Origin of the sequence: Streptomyces sp. AP-93 (assembly GCF_022808175.1) — a bacterium.
GTDB lineage: Bacteria > Actinomycetota > Actinomycetes > Streptomycetales > Streptomycetaceae > Streptomyces.
The window spans coordinates 26,251-42,231 of sequence record NZ_JALGBX010000034.1 but is presented as its reverse complement, the minus strand read 5'-3'; the positions used below and the strand labels follow the sequence as shown (position 1 = coordinate 42,231).

The 15,981-nt window shown below is 71.2% G+C and carries 12 protein-coding genes and 5 tRNA genes; 10 read left to right on the top strand and 7 right to left on the bottom strand.

Features of this window, described 5'->3' with window-relative positions:
• Nucleotides 1-139 precede the first annotated feature (139 nt).
• Entirely contained in the window at nucleotides 140-970 is an 831-nt protein-coding gene (locus MTF69_RS37980) for a hypothetical protein (protein WP_243341205.1), read from the top strand.
• Between the two features lie 597 nt (nucleotides 971-1,567).
• The gene (gene bldC / locus MTF69_RS37975) at nucleotides 1,568-1,774 is read left to right on the top strand and encodes a developmental transcriptional regulator BldC (protein ID WP_003949541.1); all 207 of its coding nucleotides are present in this window, start codon (nucleotides 1,568-1,570) and stop codon (nucleotides 1,772-1,774) included.
• A 684-nt stretch (nucleotides 1,775-2,458) separates the two neighbouring features.
• Here the strand turns inward: bldC and MTF69_RS37970 are convergent.
• Nucleotides 2,459-2,532, bottom strand: a tRNA-Asp gene (locus MTF69_RS37970).
• 69 nt (nucleotides 2,533-2,601) lie between these two features.
• Complete coding sequence (hrpA, locus tag MTF69_RS37965; protein ID WP_243341152.1) at nucleotides 2,602-6,537, bottom strand: ATP-dependent RNA helicase HrpA; 3,936 nt, start codon at nucleotides 6,535-6,537, stop codon at nucleotides 2,602-2,604.
• Nucleotides 6,538-6,732: 195 nt separating this feature from the next.
• Here hrpA and MTF69_RS37960 point away from each other — a divergent pair, with 195 nt between their 5' ends.
• The 3 genes from MTF69_RS37960 (at nucleotide 6,733) to MTF69_RS37950 (ending at nucleotide 8,810) form a co-directional block, all read left to right on the top strand.
• A complete protein-coding gene (locus MTF69_RS37960) occupies nucleotides 6,733-7,155 on the top strand; it encodes a hypothetical protein (protein ID WP_243341150.1) in 423 nt (140 codons plus the stop codon).
• A gap of 69 nt (nucleotides 7,156-7,224) precedes the next feature.
• On the top strand, nucleotides 7,225-7,974 hold the full coding sequence (locus tag MTF69_RS37955) for a thioredoxin domain-containing protein (RefSeq protein WP_243341148.1): 750 nt from the start codon (nucleotides 7,225-7,227) through the stop codon (nucleotides 7,972-7,974).
• Complete coding sequence (locus MTF69_RS37950) at nucleotides 7,971-8,810, top strand: cytochrome c biogenesis CcdA family protein (RefSeq protein ID WP_243341147.1); 840 nt, start codon at nucleotides 7,971-7,973, stop codon at nucleotides 8,808-8,810. Before MTF69_RS37955 ends, MTF69_RS37950 begins: the two co-directional genes overlap by 4 nt.
• A gap of 40 nt (nucleotides 8,811-8,850) precedes the next feature.
• Here MTF69_RS37950 and MTF69_RS37945 read toward each other — a convergent pair.
• The 4 genes from MTF69_RS37945 to MTF69_RS37930 form a co-directional block, all read right to left on the bottom strand.
• Nucleotides 8,851-8,927: transfer RNA gene (locus MTF69_RS37945), tRNA-Phe, on the bottom strand.
• Nucleotides 8,928-8,949: 22 nt separating this feature from the next.
• Nucleotides 8,950-9,023: transfer RNA gene (locus MTF69_RS37940), tRNA-Asp, on the bottom strand.
• Nucleotides 9,024-9,062: 39 nt separating this feature from the next.
• Nucleotides 9,063-9,135 (bottom strand) — tRNA-Glu (locus MTF69_RS37935).
• Nucleotides 9,136-9,268: 133 nt separating this feature from the next.
• Nucleotides 9,269-9,619, bottom strand: a complete 351-nt coding sequence (locus tag MTF69_RS37930; protein ID WP_243341145.1) for a metallopeptidase family protein — start codon at nucleotides 9,617-9,619, stop codon at nucleotides 9,269-9,271.
• A gap of 106 nt (nucleotides 9,620-9,725) precedes the next feature.
• Here MTF69_RS37930 and MTF69_RS37925 point away from each other — a divergent pair, with 106 nt between their 5' ends.
• From MTF69_RS37925 to MTF69_RS37905, 5 genes are all read left to right on the top strand, one after another.
• Nucleotides 9,726-10,235, top strand: a complete 510-nt coding sequence (locus MTF69_RS37925; RefSeq protein WP_243341143.1) for a CrcB family protein — start codon at nucleotides 9,726-9,728, stop codon at nucleotides 10,233-10,235.
• On the top strand, nucleotides 10,232-10,606 hold the full coding sequence (locus tag MTF69_RS37920; protein WP_243341141.1) for a CrcB family protein: 375 nt from the start codon (nucleotides 10,232-10,234) through the stop codon (nucleotides 10,604-10,606). The genes MTF69_RS37925 and MTF69_RS37920 overlap by 4 nt, the downstream gene beginning before the upstream one ends.
• Before the next feature lie 126 nt (nucleotides 10,607-10,732).
• The gene (locus MTF69_RS37915; protein ID WP_243341140.1) at nucleotides 10,733-11,296 is read left to right on the top strand and encodes a hypothetical protein; all 564 of its coding nucleotides are present in this window, start codon (nucleotides 10,733-10,735) and stop codon (nucleotides 11,294-11,296) included.
• Nucleotides 11,297-11,575: 279 nt separating this feature from the next.
• Nucleotides 11,576-13,996 (top strand): DEAD/DEAH box helicase, encoded by a 2,421-nt coding sequence (locus MTF69_RS37910; protein WP_243341138.1) that lies wholly within the window; start codon nucleotides 11,576-11,578, stop codon nucleotides 13,994-13,996.
• A 163-nt stretch (nucleotides 13,997-14,159) separates the two neighbouring features.
• Nucleotides 14,160-14,232, top strand: a tRNA-Lys gene (locus MTF69_RS37905).
• A gap of 533 nt (nucleotides 14,233-14,765) precedes the next feature.
• Here the strand turns inward: MTF69_RS37905 and MTF69_RS37900 are convergent.
• Nucleotides 14,766-15,971 (bottom strand): isochorismate synthase MenF, encoded by a 1,206-nt coding sequence (locus MTF69_RS37900; protein WP_243341137.1) that lies wholly within the window; start codon nucleotides 15,969-15,971, stop codon nucleotides 14,766-14,768.
• Between the last annotated feature and the right edge of the window lie 10 nt (nucleotides 15,972-15,981).

The window sequence follows — 15,981 nt, the reverse complement described above, 5'->3', positions numbered from 1 at the left end:
CCCGCGATCCTCCCTGTCCGGAGATCGGGACGTTCCGGGGTGGCCGCCCGGCGCGCGGGCGGGGCCGCGGGCGGCCGTCGGAGTAGCGCCGGGCGGGGCGGGGGAGTACGAGAGCGTGAGCGAATCCCCCGATCCCCGGCTGCCGTCCGCCCGCTCGGCCCCCGCCGTCCCCTACGCCTCCTACCTGCGCGTCTACGAGCCGCTGACGGCCTTCCCGGAGCCCGAGCGCGCCCACTGGGCCGACTACGCCCGGCGCGGGGCCACCCCGACGGCCCAGGACGAATTGCGACGGTCGCTGGTGGACTTGGTACGGGTGCCCGTGGTCGGGGTCCCGGCGCACGAGAGCGCGGACGCCTTCACCGCCGAGGTCGACGGGGTCCTGCTGGTCTGCCCCTGGCGGACGAGGCTGCGCGGCTGGCTCGCGCTCCAGGAGCTGGTGGCCGAGTTCCCGCTCCCGGTGCTCGACGCCGCCCTGCCCGCGACCGCCCGCCGGCGCGCGGCCGAGGAGTACGAGGTCTGGCGCGGGCGCAATCCCGATGCGCGGCCGTGGATCCGTACGGGGGTCTGGCAGGTGCCGCTGCGCTGGTTCGTGCTGGTGTCCGACGAGGAGCGGGAGTACGTGCCGGGCGAGGGGCTGCGCTACCGGACGCCGATGGTGCAGGCGCGGCGCCGGCTCGCGCGGGGGCTGCGGACCCTGCGGGAGGCGGACGGGTACGGGATGCTCGCCGAGGGCCTGGTGGAGGTCGGGAGCTGGCTGGAGGAGTTCCACCCCCGCTCGATGGTGGAGCTGGACTACGGCGGGCTGCTGCACGCGCTGCCGGGGGACCGGCTCGAGGCCGACCACTCGGCCGCGGACCTGGCGGCGGGACTCGCGGCCCTGCGGGCCGGGGACCGGGACGGGGCGGCGCGGACGTACGGGGCCCTGGCGGAGCGGTGGCGGGCGGTCCGGGAGAGACTCTTCGCCAATTGAGCCGTTCGGTTCCGGAACCCGGTCGAGTCGCCGCGGTGACCTGCGCGACCCGGGTAGCGACTCCGGGCGCGGTTGTCCATCCGGCGATCGGCCGAGCCTGGAAGAGAACGGCCAGCTCAAGGCCGTGATGCCCTCTTTTGGGTCTTTGTTCCGGGACCTACGTCCCGATACGGGCCATTGGCCCAAGCGTGACGGACCGCACTTTCTACACCCTTGCGCCCTTCCCCTACCCTCGTGCCAAAATAGGACAAGGAGTCCGGGGAGGGTTCCTTCCGTCCAACTAAGGGCGGAATGCTCGGTATTGCACTCTACGGGGGGTCTGACGACTCCTGATCGCTCTGTGACTGATCGTCACAGTGGGGTGACTGTCCGTTATGGGACGGTCCATCGGCTTCCGCCGCTGATGAACACCTCGGAGGGCAATTCCATCGGTTTGGCCGTCGAGGCTGGACGGATGGTGTAGTTGTAGTGCCGAGGACAAGCCGTTCGTCCTATAACCGACTCGGCCCGCGTATGTCCATTTCGGGCAACGTGGGCCAAGGTGCAGAATTTAGAGGAAAGAACCGAGATGGTTCGGTTCTCCCGAGGAGGCCGCTCATGACCGCTCGCACCCCTGATGCCGAGCCGCTGCTGACCCCGGCTGAGGTTGCCACGATGTTCCGCGTGGACCCGAAGACGGTCACCCGTTGGGCCAAGGCTGGCAAGCTCACGTCCATCCGCACCCTGGGTGGACACCGCCGCTACCGCGAGGCTGAGGTCCGCGCACTGCTTGCGGGAATTCCGCAGCAGCGCAGCGAGGCCTGAGGTTCCGCAGCACCACTTAATACCGGGTCTATATCGGGTCCCCCAATCCGATGAGCCCCACAGAGCTTCAAACGGCCGGACCTGCCCCAACAGGTTCACCAGTCGTTCGATCGCGCTGGACTCCGCCGGGTCCAGCGCGATCTTTTTTATGCCCTGGTCAGCGGGTTATCGAGCTGGTGTGCGGAGTCGGCGGGGGTGGGTGCAATGGCACATATAAAATCGAGTGGGCGTATGAGTGCCATAAAAGCGTGCGTCTCAAAAACACATGAGGTGACTCCCGTCACAGATGATCACTCTTGTGGATCAGGCAATGCACCGCGTAAAGGGGTGTGCCGCGCGGAGCGCATCATCCGGACGGGTGATTCTCCGGGGCGGCGGGGCCGGCTTCGGGGCCGGCATCGGCGGGGCTCCGGGTGGGGGCTCCGGGTGGGGGCTGCGGGCGGAGTTTGCCCGTCGGCCCGCGGCGGGCTTCCAGGCGGCTCTGGGGGCGCCGCGAGGGGCCGGGTGGGGTCCCAGGTGCCCCAGAGGTTCAATCGGGGCCGTGGGGCGCCCTGGTGGGGCGCCGATGCCGGGAGCGCCCGTACGCGGCCCTGCGGCTGGGCCCGCAATCCCGCGCCCCGGTCGTCAGTCACCGGAAATGCGTCAGGGCCCGCATCCCTGAGGATGCGGGCCCTGACGATCTTGCGAACCTGACGGGACTTGAACCCGCGACCTCCACCTTGACAGGGTGGCGAGCTAACCAACTGCTCCACAGGTCCTTGATTTGCGGCCGCTGGGCGGCTGCGAATCAGACTGTACCGCAGCTCAGGGGGTGCAGTCGAACCCGATCACCTGGAAGGTCCCGGGGCCGCCGCGTCCACCGCCTTCACGATGCGCTTGTCGGAGATCGGATAGGCCGTTCCGAGCGCGTGCGCGAAGTAGCTGACCCGCAGTTCCTCGATCATCCAGCGGATCTCGGTGACCTCCGCGGGGACCGGCCTGCCCTTCGGCAACTGCTCCAGCAGCCACAGGTACTCGTCCCGCATCTCGTGGACCTTCTCCATGCGCGTGGTGTCGCGCTGGACGCCCGTGGGCATCTGCTGGAGCCGCCGGTCGATGGCCACCAGGTAGCGCATCAGGTCCGGCAGCCGGCGCAGTCCGGTCAGCGTGACGAACCCGGCCGGCATGAGGGCCGCGAGCTGCGTCCTGACGTCCTGGACGTTGGCCACCAGGGCGAGGCTGGCCGTGGTCTTCAGCCGGCGTTCGCAGGCCTGCCAGGCGGCCAGCACCTGCTGCACCTGCGTGATCGTCCGTACGGTCGTGTCCACCAGGTCGGTCCGCACGGCCTCGTAGAGCTTGCGGAAGCCCGCCTCGTCCCACGCCGGTCCGCCGTGCCGGGCGATCAGGTGGTCGGCCGCCGCGGTCGCGCAGTCGTCGAACAGCGCCTGGATGGAGCCGTGCGGATTGCGCGACAGCGCCAGCTTCTGCTGGTTGCTCAGGTGGTCCGAGGCGAACTTCGCCGGGTTCACCGTGATGTTCAGCAGGATCAGGCGCCGGGTACCGAGCCGCATCGCCTGCTGCTGCTCGGCCTCGGTGTCGAAGAGGCGTACGCAGACGCTCGTACCGGCGTCCACGAGCGCCGGGTACGCCTTCACCGGCTGGCCGGCCCGGCGGGTCTCGAAGACCTTGGTCAGCGTGCCGATCGTCCAGTCCGTGAGGCCGGTCTTCTCCACCGACTCCCCGCCCTCGCGCTCGGCGCTGGCGGCGGCGGCCTGCGAGAGCGCCTGGCGGGCCTTGGGCTTGAGCTGGAGCCGCAGGGCCTCCAGGTCCTTGGCCTCGGCGAGGTTCTTGCGGCGCTCGTCGACGATCCGGAAGGTGATCTTCAGGTGGTCGGGGATCCGGGTCAGGTCGAAGTCCTCGGCGGTGACCGGGACCCCGACCATCCGCTGGAGCTCCCGGGCGAGCGTCACGTGGAGGGGCTCCTGGAGCGGGTGGGAGGTGGCCAGGAAGCGGGTCGCGAAGTTCGGCGCGGGTACGTAGTGCCGGCGGATCGGCTTCGGGAGGGACCGGATCAGCTCGGTGACGACCTCCTCGCGCAGGCCCGGGATCTGCCAGTCGAAGCCCTCGTCCGTGACCTGGTTCAGCACCTGGAGCGGGATGTGGACGGTCACGCCGTCCGCGTCCGCGCCCGGCTCGAACTGGTAGGTCACCCGGAACTTCAGCCGGCCCTGCATCCAGGAGTCCGGATAGTCGGCCTTGGTGACCCCGGCCGCCTTCTCCGTCAGGAGCATCTCCCGCTCGAAGTCGAGCAGTTCGGGCTCGTCGCGCTTCTTGTGCTTCCACCAGGAGTCGAAGTGCGCCCCGGAGACCACGTGCTCGGGGATCCGCTGGTCGTAGAAGTCGAAGAGCGTCTCGTCGTCGACCACGATGTCGCGGCGCCGGGCCCGGTTCTCCAGCTCCTCCACCTCGGTGAGGAGCTTGCGGTTGTCGGCGTAGAACTTGTGGTGGGTCCGCCAGTCGCCCTCGACCAGGGCGTTGCGAATGAACAGGTCGCGCGAGACCTCGGCGTCGATCCGGCCGTAGTTGATCTTCCGCTGGGCGACGATCGGAACGCCGTACAGCGTGACCTTCTCGAAGGCCATCACCGCCGCCTGGTCCTTCTCCCAGTGCGGCTCGCTGTACGTGCGCTTGATCAGGTGCTGGGCGAGCGGCTCCACCCACTCCGGCTCGACCTTGGCGTTCACCCGGGCCCACAGCCGCGAGGTCTCCACCAGCTCGGCCGACATCAGGAACTTGGGCTGCTTCTTGAACAGCGAGGAACCCGGGAAGATCGCGAACTTGGCGGAGCGGGCCCCCAGGTACTCGTTCTTGTCGGTGTCCTTGAGCCCGATGTGCGACAGCAGACCGGCCAGCAGCGAGATGTGCACGCTCGTCTCGGGGGCGTCGGCCTCGTTGACGTGGATGCCCATGGACTTGGCGACCGTACGCAGCTGCGAATAGATGTCCTGCCATTCGCGGATCCGCAGGAAGTTCAGGTACTCCTGCTTGCACATCCGGCGGAAGGAGGACGAGCCGCGCTCCTTCTGCTGCTCGCGGACGTAGCGCCACATGTTCAGGAACGAGAGGAAGTCGCTCGTCTCGTCCTTGAACCGGGCGTGGTTCTGGTCCGCCTGCGTCTGCTTGTCCGAGGGCCGCTCGCGCGGATCCTGGATGGACAGGGCCGCCGCGATGACCATGACCTCGCGGACGCAGTTGTTCTTGTCCGCCTCCACCACCATGCGGGCCAGGCGCGGGTCCACGGGCAGCTGGGAGAGCTGGCGGCCCATGGGCGTGAGCCGCTTCTTGTGGTCCTTTTCTTCGGGGTCGAGCGCGCCGAGCTCCTGGAGGAGCTGCACGCCGTCGCGGATGTTGCGGTGGTCCGGCGGGTCGATGAAGGGGAACTTCTCGATCTCGCCGAGGCCGGCCGCGGTCATCTGGAGGATGACGGAGGCGAGGTTGGTGCGCAGGATCTCGGCGTCCGTGAACTCCGGACGGGTCAGGAAGTCGTCCTCGGAGTAGAGGCGGATGCAGATGCCGTCCGAGGTACGGCCGCAACGGCCCTTGCGCTGGTTGGCGCTGGCCTGCGAGATCCGCTCGATGGGCAGCCGCTGGACCTTGGTGCGGTGGCTGTAGCGGGAGATGCGGGCGGTGCCCGGGTCGATCACGTACTTGATGCCGGGGACCGTCAGCGAGGTCTCGGCGACGTTGGTCGCGAGGACGATCCGGCGGCCGGTGTGCTGCTGGAAGACGCGGTGCTGCTCGGCGTGCGAGAGCCGCGCGTAGAGGGGGAGGACCTCGGTGAGGCGGAGCTTGCGCTTCTCCAGCGCGTCCGCCGTGTCGCGGATCTCGCGCTCGCCGGAGAGGAAGACCAGGATGTCGCCGGGCCCCTCCGCCTGGAGCTCGTCCACGGCCTCGCAGATCGCGGTGATCTGGTCGCGGTCGCTGTCCTCGGAATCGTCCTCCAGGAGCGGGCGGTAGCGCACTTCCACCGGATACGTCCGGCCGCTGACCTCGACGATCGGGGCCTCGCCGAAGTGCCGGGAGAAGCGCTCCGGGTCGATGGTCGCCGAGGTGATGATCACCTTGAGGTCGGGGCGCTTGGGCAGCAGCGTGGCGAGGTAGCCGAGCAGGAAGTCGATGTTCAGCGACCGCTCGTGGGCCTCGTCGATGATGATCGTGTCGTACGCGCGCAGCTCGCGGTCCGTCTGGATCTCGGCGAGCAGGATGCCGTCCGTCATCAGCTTCACGAAGGTCGCGTCCTGGTCCACCTGGTCGGTGAACCGGACCTTCCAGCCGACGGTCTGGCCGATCTCGGACTTCAGCTCCTCCGCGATGCGCTCCGCGACCGTGCGGGCCGCGATCCGGCGGGGCTGGGTGTGCCCGATCATGCCCCGGACCCCGCGCCCCAGCTCCATGCAGATCTTGGGGATCTGCGTGGTCTTGCCGGAGCCGGTCTCGCCCGCGACGATCACGACCTGGTGGTCGCGTATCGCCTCGGCGATCTCGTCCTTCTTCTGGCTGACGGGAAGGTTCTCGGGATACGTGACCTCGGGCTTCCGCGAGGCGCGGCCGGCCAGTCGCACGGCGGCCGTTTCGGCCTCCGCGGCGATCTCGTCGAGCACGGCCTGCTTGGCCTCGGGTTTGCGGATGCGGCGGGCGCCTTCGAGGCGGCGGCCGAGGCGGTGCGCGTCACGGAGGGAGATCTCACCGAGAAGCGTCTGCAGGGCGGCGAAGGAAGTAGACATACCTGGTCGAGGATCTCACCCGTAGGTGCCGGGTGGCGAACGCATTTGTGGGGCTGACCCGTACCATTTCGGGACGAGTCCCCCGAGCGTTACCCCGATGTGTCCCCCGACGTGCCCCCCGACGTGTCCCCCCGACGTGTCACCCGTGATGTCCCAGCCCTGTCCGAGCCGTGTCCCAGCGAGAGGCCGCCCACGATGTCCCGCAGCCGCCGCCTCCGGTGCGTGTTCGCGGTGCTGCTGGGCTGGGCCCTGCTGGCCGGGACCTTGCAGGCGGCGGCGGCCCCGGCCGTCTCGGCCGCCGTGGCTTCCGCAGCCGTCGGGCAGGGGGCCGTGAGGGCCTCGGCTCCCGCGGAGCCGGGCTCCTCTTCCCCCGCGGCCTCCGCCTCCGCCTTCGTCTCCGCCGGTCCGGCCGGGCCCGCCTGCGCGCCGGGATCGCCCGGCCGGGACGGCGTACCCGCCCTGCCGGCGCGGGCCGGGGCCGACCAGGCCCAGGCCCCGCCCGCGCGGCCCGGGGCCGAGGTGGCGGTCCCGGCGCAGGTGATACCCGTACGGGTCCTCGTACGCGGGCCCGGCCAGTCGGCGCCGTCCCCGCCGGAGCTGTCCGTGATGCGGGTGTAGGAGGACCGGCCGCACCAGCCGCCCGGTCCGCCACGTCCCGCCCGTCCCGCACAGCCCTGGAGCACCCGCATGTCCGCTTCGCCTTCCCCTTCCTCTCCTTCCCGCAAGCCCCTGCTGATTTCCGCGGGGGTCGCCCTCGCCGCCGTCACCCTCGGCCTCGTCTCCTGGCAGGCGACCAAGCCGGAGAACGGCGCCGGCACTGCCGCCCGGTCGTCCGCGGCCTCCGCTCCGGAGGCCGGAGCCACCGCGGACCCCACCGCGCAGCTCAAGGCCCTGGCCCGCCGCGAGTCCGGGGACAAGCTCGCCGCCGGCCGGGCCGACGCCCCCGTCGTCCTGATCGAGTACTCCGACTTCAAGTGCGGCTACTGCGGGAAGTTCGCCCGCGACACCGAGCCCGGGCTCGTGAAGAAGTACGTGGAGGACGGCACCCTGCGCATCGAGTGGCGCAACTTCCCGATCTTCGGCGCCGACTCCGAGGCCGCCGCCAAGGCCGCCTGGGCGGCGGGGCAGCAGGACCGTTTCGCGCAGTTCCACGCGGCCGCGTACGCAGAGGGCGCCAGGGAGAAGGGCTTCGGCGCGGAGCGGCTGACCGAGCTGGCGCGCGAGGCCGGGGTCCCGGACCTGGAGCGCTTCACGACGGACATGGCAGGGGAACAGGCCGCCGCCGCTCTGGCGAAGGACCAGGAGGAGGGGTACCGCATCGGCGTCACCTCCACCCCGTCCTTCCTGATCAACGGGCAGCCCATCGCCGGAGCCCAGCCCCCGGCGGCCTTCGAGGCCGCCATCGCCAAGGCCAAGGCGCAGGCGGCAGCGAAGTGACCGACGTCGGATACCTGGCCGCCCTGCTCGGCGGCCTCCTCGCGCTGCTCAGCCCGTGCAGCGCGCTGCTCCTGCCCGCCTTCTTCGCTTACTCCATCGACTCCACGTCCCGGCTGCTGGCGCGCACCGGGATCTTCTACGCGGGCCTCGCGAGCACCCTCGTACCGCTGGGAGCGGCAGGGTCGTACGCCGGGCGGTTCTTCCACGGCAACCGCGAGGCCCTCGTGATGTTCGGCGGCTGGCTGATCATCGGGCTCGGCCTCGCCCAGATCCTGGGCCTGGGCTTTGCCCCGAAGCGGATCTCGGAGCTGTCGGGGAGGATCCGGCCGACCACCGCCCTGTCGGTGTACGCGCTGGGCGCGGTCTACGGGCTGGCCGGCTTCTGCGCCGGGCCCATCCTCGGCAGCGTCCTGACGGTGGCGGCGGTCAGCGGCAGTCCGGTCTACGGAGGCCTGCTGCTGGCGGTGTACGCACTGGGCATGGCCGTGCCGCTGTTCGTGCTGGCACTGCTCTGGGAGCGCTTCGATCTGGGCCGCCGGCGCTGGCTGCGCGGCCGCGCGCTCTCGGTCGGCCGCTTCGAACTGCACACGACCTCGCTCGCCTCGGGCCTGTTCTTCATCCTGCTGGGCGCGCTGTTCCTGGCCTACGACGGGGCGAGCGCCCTGCCGGGGCTGCTGGACGTGGACGATTCGTTCGCGGTGGAGCAGCGGGTCCAGGCCGTGGCGGACGCGGTTCCGGACTGGGCGCTGCTCGGGCTGGTGGCCGTGTCGGCCGCGGGCGTGGGCCTGGCGCAGTGGCGCCGACGGGCCCGGGCGGCGCAGGCCGGCGGGGAATGACGAAGAAGGCCCCGTCCGATGGACGGGGCCTTCTTGATTCTGGTGGCTGGGGCCGGGGTCGAACCGGCGACCTATCGCTTTTCAGGCGATCGCTCGTACCAACTGAGCTACCCAGCCACGAAACCGTTTCCGGCTTCAGCGAACCTGACGGGACTTGAACCCGCGACCTCCACCTTGACAGGGTGGCGAGCTAACCAACTGCTCCACAGGTCCTTGCAATGTGCGAGCACAAGTCTCGCACACGGTAATGCGTACCCCCAACGGGATTCGAACCCGTGCTACCGCCTTGAAAGGGCGGCGTCCTGGGCCACTAGACGATGAGGGCTAAAGGCCCGCCGGGCACTTTCCAGCGCGTCGGGGACGTGAGAAGCATATGGGATCCCGGCGGCGATCGCCAAAACGATTCCCGCGGGCGGGTCCGGGGCGGGTCCGGGGCGGGTCCGGGGCGCCCCGGGAGGTCAGCCCCAGCCGAGTTCGTGGAGCCGCTCGTCGTCGATGCCGAAGTGGTGGGCGATCTCGTGGACGACCGTCACGGCGACCTCGTGGACCACCTCCTCCGCGCTCTCGCACATCCGCAAGGTCGGCCCCATGTAGATCGAGATCCGGTCGGGCAGGACCCCGGCGTACCACTCGCCGCGCTCCGTGAGCGGGGTCCCCTCGTAGAGGCCGAGCAGTTCGGGGTCGTCGGAAGCGGGCTCGTCCTCCACGAAGACGGCCACGTTGTCCATGACCCGGGTCAGCTCCTCGGGGATCGAGTCCAGCGCTTCGGCCACCAGCTCTTCGAACGCGTCACGCGTCATCTCCAGCACGGGGCCATTCTCCCGTGCCGGGCTCCGATTGCGGCGGCTCGTTTCCGGCGGGCCGGGACCCGGCGCGCGAGAATGGCCCGGTGGCGACATGCGAAGGGGAGCGGGGATGACCCGGCCGGCGGAAGGTGCCGAGGCCATCGACCCGGACGTCGATCTCCACGTGCCGGCCCAGCGCGCCGAACCGCAGCGCCGGGTGCTCGCGGCCGTGGCGGCCGGCGGCGCGGCGGGCGCCGCGGCGCGGTACGGGGTCGGGCTGCTGTGGCCGGCCGCGCCCGCGGCCTTCCCGTGGGGGACCTTCTGGATCAACGTGACGGGCTGCGCGCTCATCGGTGTCCTCATGGTGCTGATCAGCGAGGGCGGCCGGTCGGCGCATCCCCTCGTACGGCCCTTCCTCGGGGTCGGGGTACTCGGCGGGTTCACCACCTTCTCCACCTACGCCGTGGACTTCGCGCGGCTGCTCGACGCAGGTGAGGCCGGTACCGCGCTGGCGTACGCCGGGCTCACGGTGGCCGGGGCGCTCGGCGCGGTGTGGGCGGCGGCCGCGATCACCCGGCGCGCGGCAGGCGACGGCCGGGGCCGGGGGCACGTCCCGGGGCGCGTCCGGGGCCGGGCATGAACTGGCTGATCGTCATGGTGGGCGCGGCCGTCGGGGCGCCCCTGCGGTACCTGACCGACCGGGCGGTGCAGGCGCGGCACGACTCGGTCTTCCCCTGGGGGACCTTCGTGGTGAACGCGGCCGCCTCCCTGGTGCTGGGGGCGCTGACCGGGGCGGTGCTGGACGGGGCCGCCTCCTCGCGGCTGAACCTGCTGCTCGGTACGGGACTGTGCGGGGCACTGAGCACCTACTCGACGTTCTCCTACGAGACGCTGCGCCTTGCCGAGCGGGGCTGGACGTTCCTGGCGGCGGCCAATGTGGCGGCCTCGGTGCTGGTCGGGCTGGGTGGGGTCACGCTCGGCCACCAGGTGGCGGGACACCTGTTCGCCTGAGGGTGCGCCACCCGTCTCCCCTCGGGGCGTTTTGGGGCGTGTCCCTTACGGGGCAGAGGGAGTTGGGCACACTGACCCGCTCACCGCGGACCCTTGCCAGCGTTCCGGAGGTGCCCCGTGCGCCAGTTGTCCGCTTCCCTCCGATCCTCCCGGTCGCTTCGCCTGGCCGTCGCCGCGCTCGCGGTGGCGGCGACCGCGGGCTGCATGAGCGTCGGGGAGGACACCGCGAAGCCCGGGCCCTCCGCGTCGACGGGCGTCCAGGGCGGCACGTCCGGCGGTGGCTCCTCGTCCGGGAAGAGCGCCGGGACCCAGGGCGGCGGCCACGGCTCGAAGGGCGGTACGGGCAACCAGGACGGCAAGGCCGGGGGCCCCGGGACCACCTCCGGCGCGGCCGGGGCCTCCCCCAGCCCGGGCGCGCCGGCCGGTCCGCCCGGGGCCCCCTCACCGTCGGCCGGTCCGGGCGGCGGAGCGGGCGGCCAGGGCCCCCAGCAGCCCCCGGCGGGCGGTTCCGGTTCCGGGTCGGGCTCCGGCGGAGGCGGCTCCTCCGGGGGCGGCCAGCCCGCCTCCCCGACCCCGCAGCCGCCGACCCCCGAACCGCCGGTCTCCCCGCCGCCGCCCGTGACGGAACCCACACCGAGTCCGGAGCCCCCGCAGCCGGAGCCGTCGGACGGTCCGGGCACCCAGCCGTAGGCCCGGTTCCGGCTCGGACCGGGCCCATCCGCCCGTCTCGGTCCGGCGGGCGGATGGTGTTTCCGCAGGTCAGCGCCGTCTTCGGGGGAGTGACTTGCCAGACCCGGGGGAGGGTGCGTATGGTTATAGATCGTTTGATCCCATTGCCCGGCGCCGACTCCGAAGAGCGCCGCGTGGCGCGTACTCTCCCCAGCCGTGGCTGACCGCATTGAGGCGGTCGATTTGCGAATTCACGGAGTTTGGGCGCGTGCCGAGACTCCGGAAGGTTTCGCATTTCGCATGTCCATTTCCAGTTCTGACCGTTCCGTCATGCCCGAGAACGACTCCAACGAGATCGTCGACGCCGAGACCCTCGCGGTCACCGAGGCCATCGAGGCCGTAGTCGCCGACGAGATCATCGAGGCCCTCGAGGCCGACGTGACGAACCACGGGTCCGCCGAGTCCGACGACTCCTTCGAGGACTCCACCGAAGACTTCGACGACGCCGCGTCCGATGACGACGCTGCCGACGACGCCGACGCCGAGCCCACCCTGACCTTCGGCGACCTCGGTCTGCCGGACGGCATCGTGCGCAAGCTCGCGCAGAACGGCGTCACCGCGCCCTTCCCGATCCAGGCCGCGACCATCCCGGACGCCCTGGCCGGCAAGGACATCCTCGGCCGTGGCCGCACCGGCTCCGGCAAGACCCTCTCCTTCGGTCTGCCGACCCTGGCCTCGCTGGCCGGCGGGCACACCGAGAAGAAGAAGCCCCGCGCGATCATCCTGACGCCGACGCGTGAGCTCGCGATGCAGGTCGCCGACGCTCTCCAGCCCTACGGCGACGTCCTCGGCCTCAAGATGAAGGTCGTCTGCGGCGGTACCTCCATGAGCAACCAGATCTTCGCTCTGGAGCGCGGTGTCGACGTCCTCGTCGCCACCCCGGGCCGTCTGCGCGACATCATCAACCGTGGCGCCTGCTCCCTGGCGAACGTCCAGGTCGCGGTCCTCGACGAGGCCGACCAGATGGCGGACCTGGGCTTCCTGCCCGAGGTCACCGAGCTGCTCGACCAGATCCCCGGCGGCGGCCAGCGCATGCTCTTCTCCGCCACCATGGAGAACGAGATCGGCACCCTGGTCAAGCGCTACCTGACCAACCCCGTCACGCACGAGGTCGACAGCGCGCAGGGCAACGTCACGACCATGACGCACCACGTCCTCGTCGTGAAGCCGAAGGACAAGGCGCCGGTCACGGCCGCCATCGCCGCCCGCAAGGGCCGCACCATCATCTTCGTCCGCACCCAGCTGGGCGCCGACCGCATCGCCGAGCAGCTCATCGAGTCCGGTGTGAAGGCCGACGCGCTGCACGGCGGCATGACGCAGGGTGCCCGTACCCGCGTCCTCGCCGATTTCAAGGACGGATACGTCAACGCGCTCGTCGCCACCGACGTCGCCGCCCGCGGCATCCACGTCGACGGCATCGACCTGGTCCTGAACGTGGACCCGGCCGGCGACCACAAGGACTACCTGCACCGCTCGGGCCGTACCGCCCGCGCCGGCAAGTCCGGTGTCGTCGTCTCGCTGGCGCTTCCGCACCAGCGCCGCCAGATCTTCCGCCTGATGGAGGACGCGGGCGTCGACGCCTCGCGCCACATCGTCCAGGGCGTCGGCGCCTTCGACCCCGAGGTCGCCGAGATCACCGGTGCCCGTTCGCTGACCCAGGTCCAGGCCGACTCCGCGAACAACGCCGCGAAGCAGGCCGAGCGCGAGGTCGCCGACCTCACCAAGCAGCTGGAGCGCCTGTCGCGCCGTGCCGTCGAGCTGCGCGAGGAGGCCGACCGCCTGGTCGCCCGCTCCGCGCGTGAGCGCGGCGAGGACCCGGAGGCCGCTGTCGCCGAGGTGGTCGAGGCCGCCGAGGCCGAGGTCGCGGCCGCCGTGGCCGAGCCGGTCGCGGAGGAGCGCCCCGCGTTCCAGAGCCGTGACGACCGTGGCAACTACGAGCGCCGTGACAACCGTCGCGACGACCGTGGTGACCGTGGCGGCGACCGTGGCGGCTTCCGCCGTGACGACCGCGGTGACCGCGGTGGCGACCGTGGCGGCTTCCGCTCCGGTGGCGACCGTCCGGCCGGAGGCGGCTTCCGCTCCGGTGGCGACCGCCCCTCGGGTGGCTTCAACCGTGACGACCGTGGTGGCGACCGTGGCGGCTTCCGCCGCGACGACCGTCCGTCCGGTGGCTTCCGTTCCGGTGGCGACCGTCCGGCCGGTGGCGGCTTCCGCTCCGGTGGCGACCGTCCCACCGGTGGTGGCTTCCGTCGCGACGACCGCCCCTCGGGTGGCTTCAACCGTGACGACCGTGGTGGCGACCGTGGCGGCTTCCGTCGCGACGACCGTCCGTCCGGTGGCTTCAACCGTGACGACCGTGGTGGCGACCGTGGCGGCTTCCGCTCCGGTGGCGACCGTCCCACCGGTGGCGGCTTCCGCTCCGGTGGCGACCGCCCGGCCGGTGGCGGCTTCCGCTCCGGTGGCGACCGTCCCGCCGGTGGTGGCTTCCGTCGCGACGACCGTCCCTCGGGCGGCTTCCGCTCCGGTGGCGACCGTCCGGCCGCCGGTGGCGACCGCCCGTACGGCCGCCGCGACGACAACCGCCCCTCCGGCTCCGGTTCGACCGGTGGCTCCTCCTTCGGGCGCCGCGACGACAAGCCCCGCTGGAAGCGCAACGGCTGAGACCAGCCGCTGAACTGATCGCCTGACAGGGCCCCTGCGACAACTCGTCGTAGGGGCCCTGTCCGTGCGCGCCCACCGCCGCGACGACTTCCCCGGGCCGGACGACCCATATGCGATCGGCTGTCCCGCGCTCTGCGGCTATGCTCTGGGGTGAGCACACCGAGGGCCATTAGCTCAATTGGCAGAGCAGCGGACTTTTAATCCGTTGGTTGTCGGTTCGAGTCCGACATGGCCTACTGCTCGCAGGCGGGGGACACGTCCTCTGACCTGCTACTGAGCGCCCCACCCGGTTCCGACCGGGTGGGGCGCTCAGTCGTTTCCGGGCCCGTGCGTGGGCGATGCGTGAGCGGACGGCCCATCATCTGCTGGGCAGGAGGCGCACGAGCGGGCACGAGGTAACGGGGCTTGCCGGCCGGGCCGGCGGGTAGCAGGGTCCGGTCGATGTCGTCCTGGGTCATGGTGACGCCCTTCCCGGCCTGGACGAAGTAGCCCTCCGCCTGCGTGGCGCCCATGACCCCCAGACCACGGTCCCCCGGCCGGCAAACTCGCGCAGGAAGTTCAGCGACAGGTTGTCGCCCTGGTCCTGGTCGCTCGCCCTGGATTCCAGGCCGGTGATCCCGGCCAGAGCGACGTTCGCCGGGGCCTTCCACACACCCCGTTCCCTGTCCGTGGGGGCGTGCACGGCCGAACCTCGCGAAGGAACCCGCCCGGCAATCTGAGCTGATGCCCGGCACAACCCGGCCGAGCCAGGTCCTGCCGGTCTCCTCAGCTACCTGAGAGCGGGCACGAGTTCCTCGAAGAGGCTGCGCATCGCGGTCAGCTTCACCTCGGTCTCCTGCCACTCGGCTTCCGGTTCTGAGTCGGCCACGATTCCGCAGCCCGCGTACAGCTGTAGGCGGTTGCCCTTGATGGCCGCGCATCGCAGGGCGATGCACCATTCGCCGTCCCCGTGGGCGTCCTGCCATCCCACCGGGGCCGCGTACCTCCCGCGGTCGGTGTTCTCCAGGATCTGGATCAGGTCGAGTGCGCGGTCGGTGGGTGTGCCTCCGACCGCTGCGGTGGGGTGGAGCGCCCCTGCGAGTCCGAGGGAGGACACGTCCTCGTTCAGGGTTCCGGTGATGCGGGTGGCCAGGTGGGTGAGGTGGGGAAGGTGTAGGAGTTCTGGCTGGTCGCAGGCGTGGAGTTCGCTGCAGAGGGGGCGCAGCGTGTCCGTGACGGAGGTTGCCGCGTAGCCGTGTTCCTCCGCGTTCTTCGCGGTGCCGATCGGACTGGTGCCGCCCGGCCAGGAGGTGCCGGCCAGGGCGATGGATGTGATCTGCCGTCCTGTGCGGCGGACAAGGAGTTCCGGTGTGGCACCGGTGAGACCGTCGACGGCGAAGGTGAAGCAGTCCGGGTTGCGGTGGGAGAGCGCGGACGTCAGGGTCCGGAAGTCGGCGGCGTGGCTGAGTTCTCCGACCGCCTGCCGGGCGAGGACGACTTTGTGGGCCTCGCCGTCGCGGATGCGGCGCACGGCCTCGTCGACGGCGTGCTGCCAGTGGGGCCTGGCGGCCGTGTCGCGCTGCCAGATCGCCCGGGGCATCGGGGCGGGCTCCTGTCTCGGGAGGGGGCTGGGGGGTGTTCCGACTGTGGTCATCCAGGAGACGCCGTCCCGGCGGCCGACAAGTACGCGGGGTACCACCAGCGCTGATGTTCCCGCCGTGGCGAAGGTGAAGCTGCCGAAGGCGACGGGGCCGGTACCGGGCCGGCGGACCTCGTCACGGATCACCGCCGCCGCGGTCCACTCCCGCCACAGGCGGTCCGCCTCGTCGAATCGGTCGGGCCCCGCTGTCTCCAGTCGGGCGGCTTCTCCCCAGGCCGCCAGTCCATCCCCGCGGTGCAGCCACAGGGTGCTGGACGGCCCGGGGGGCAGGGTGGCGAGGGGTCCGGGGTCGGGGATGCGAAGGGTGGTGACCACGAGCGGAGTGCTGCTGCTCACGTGGTGGTCG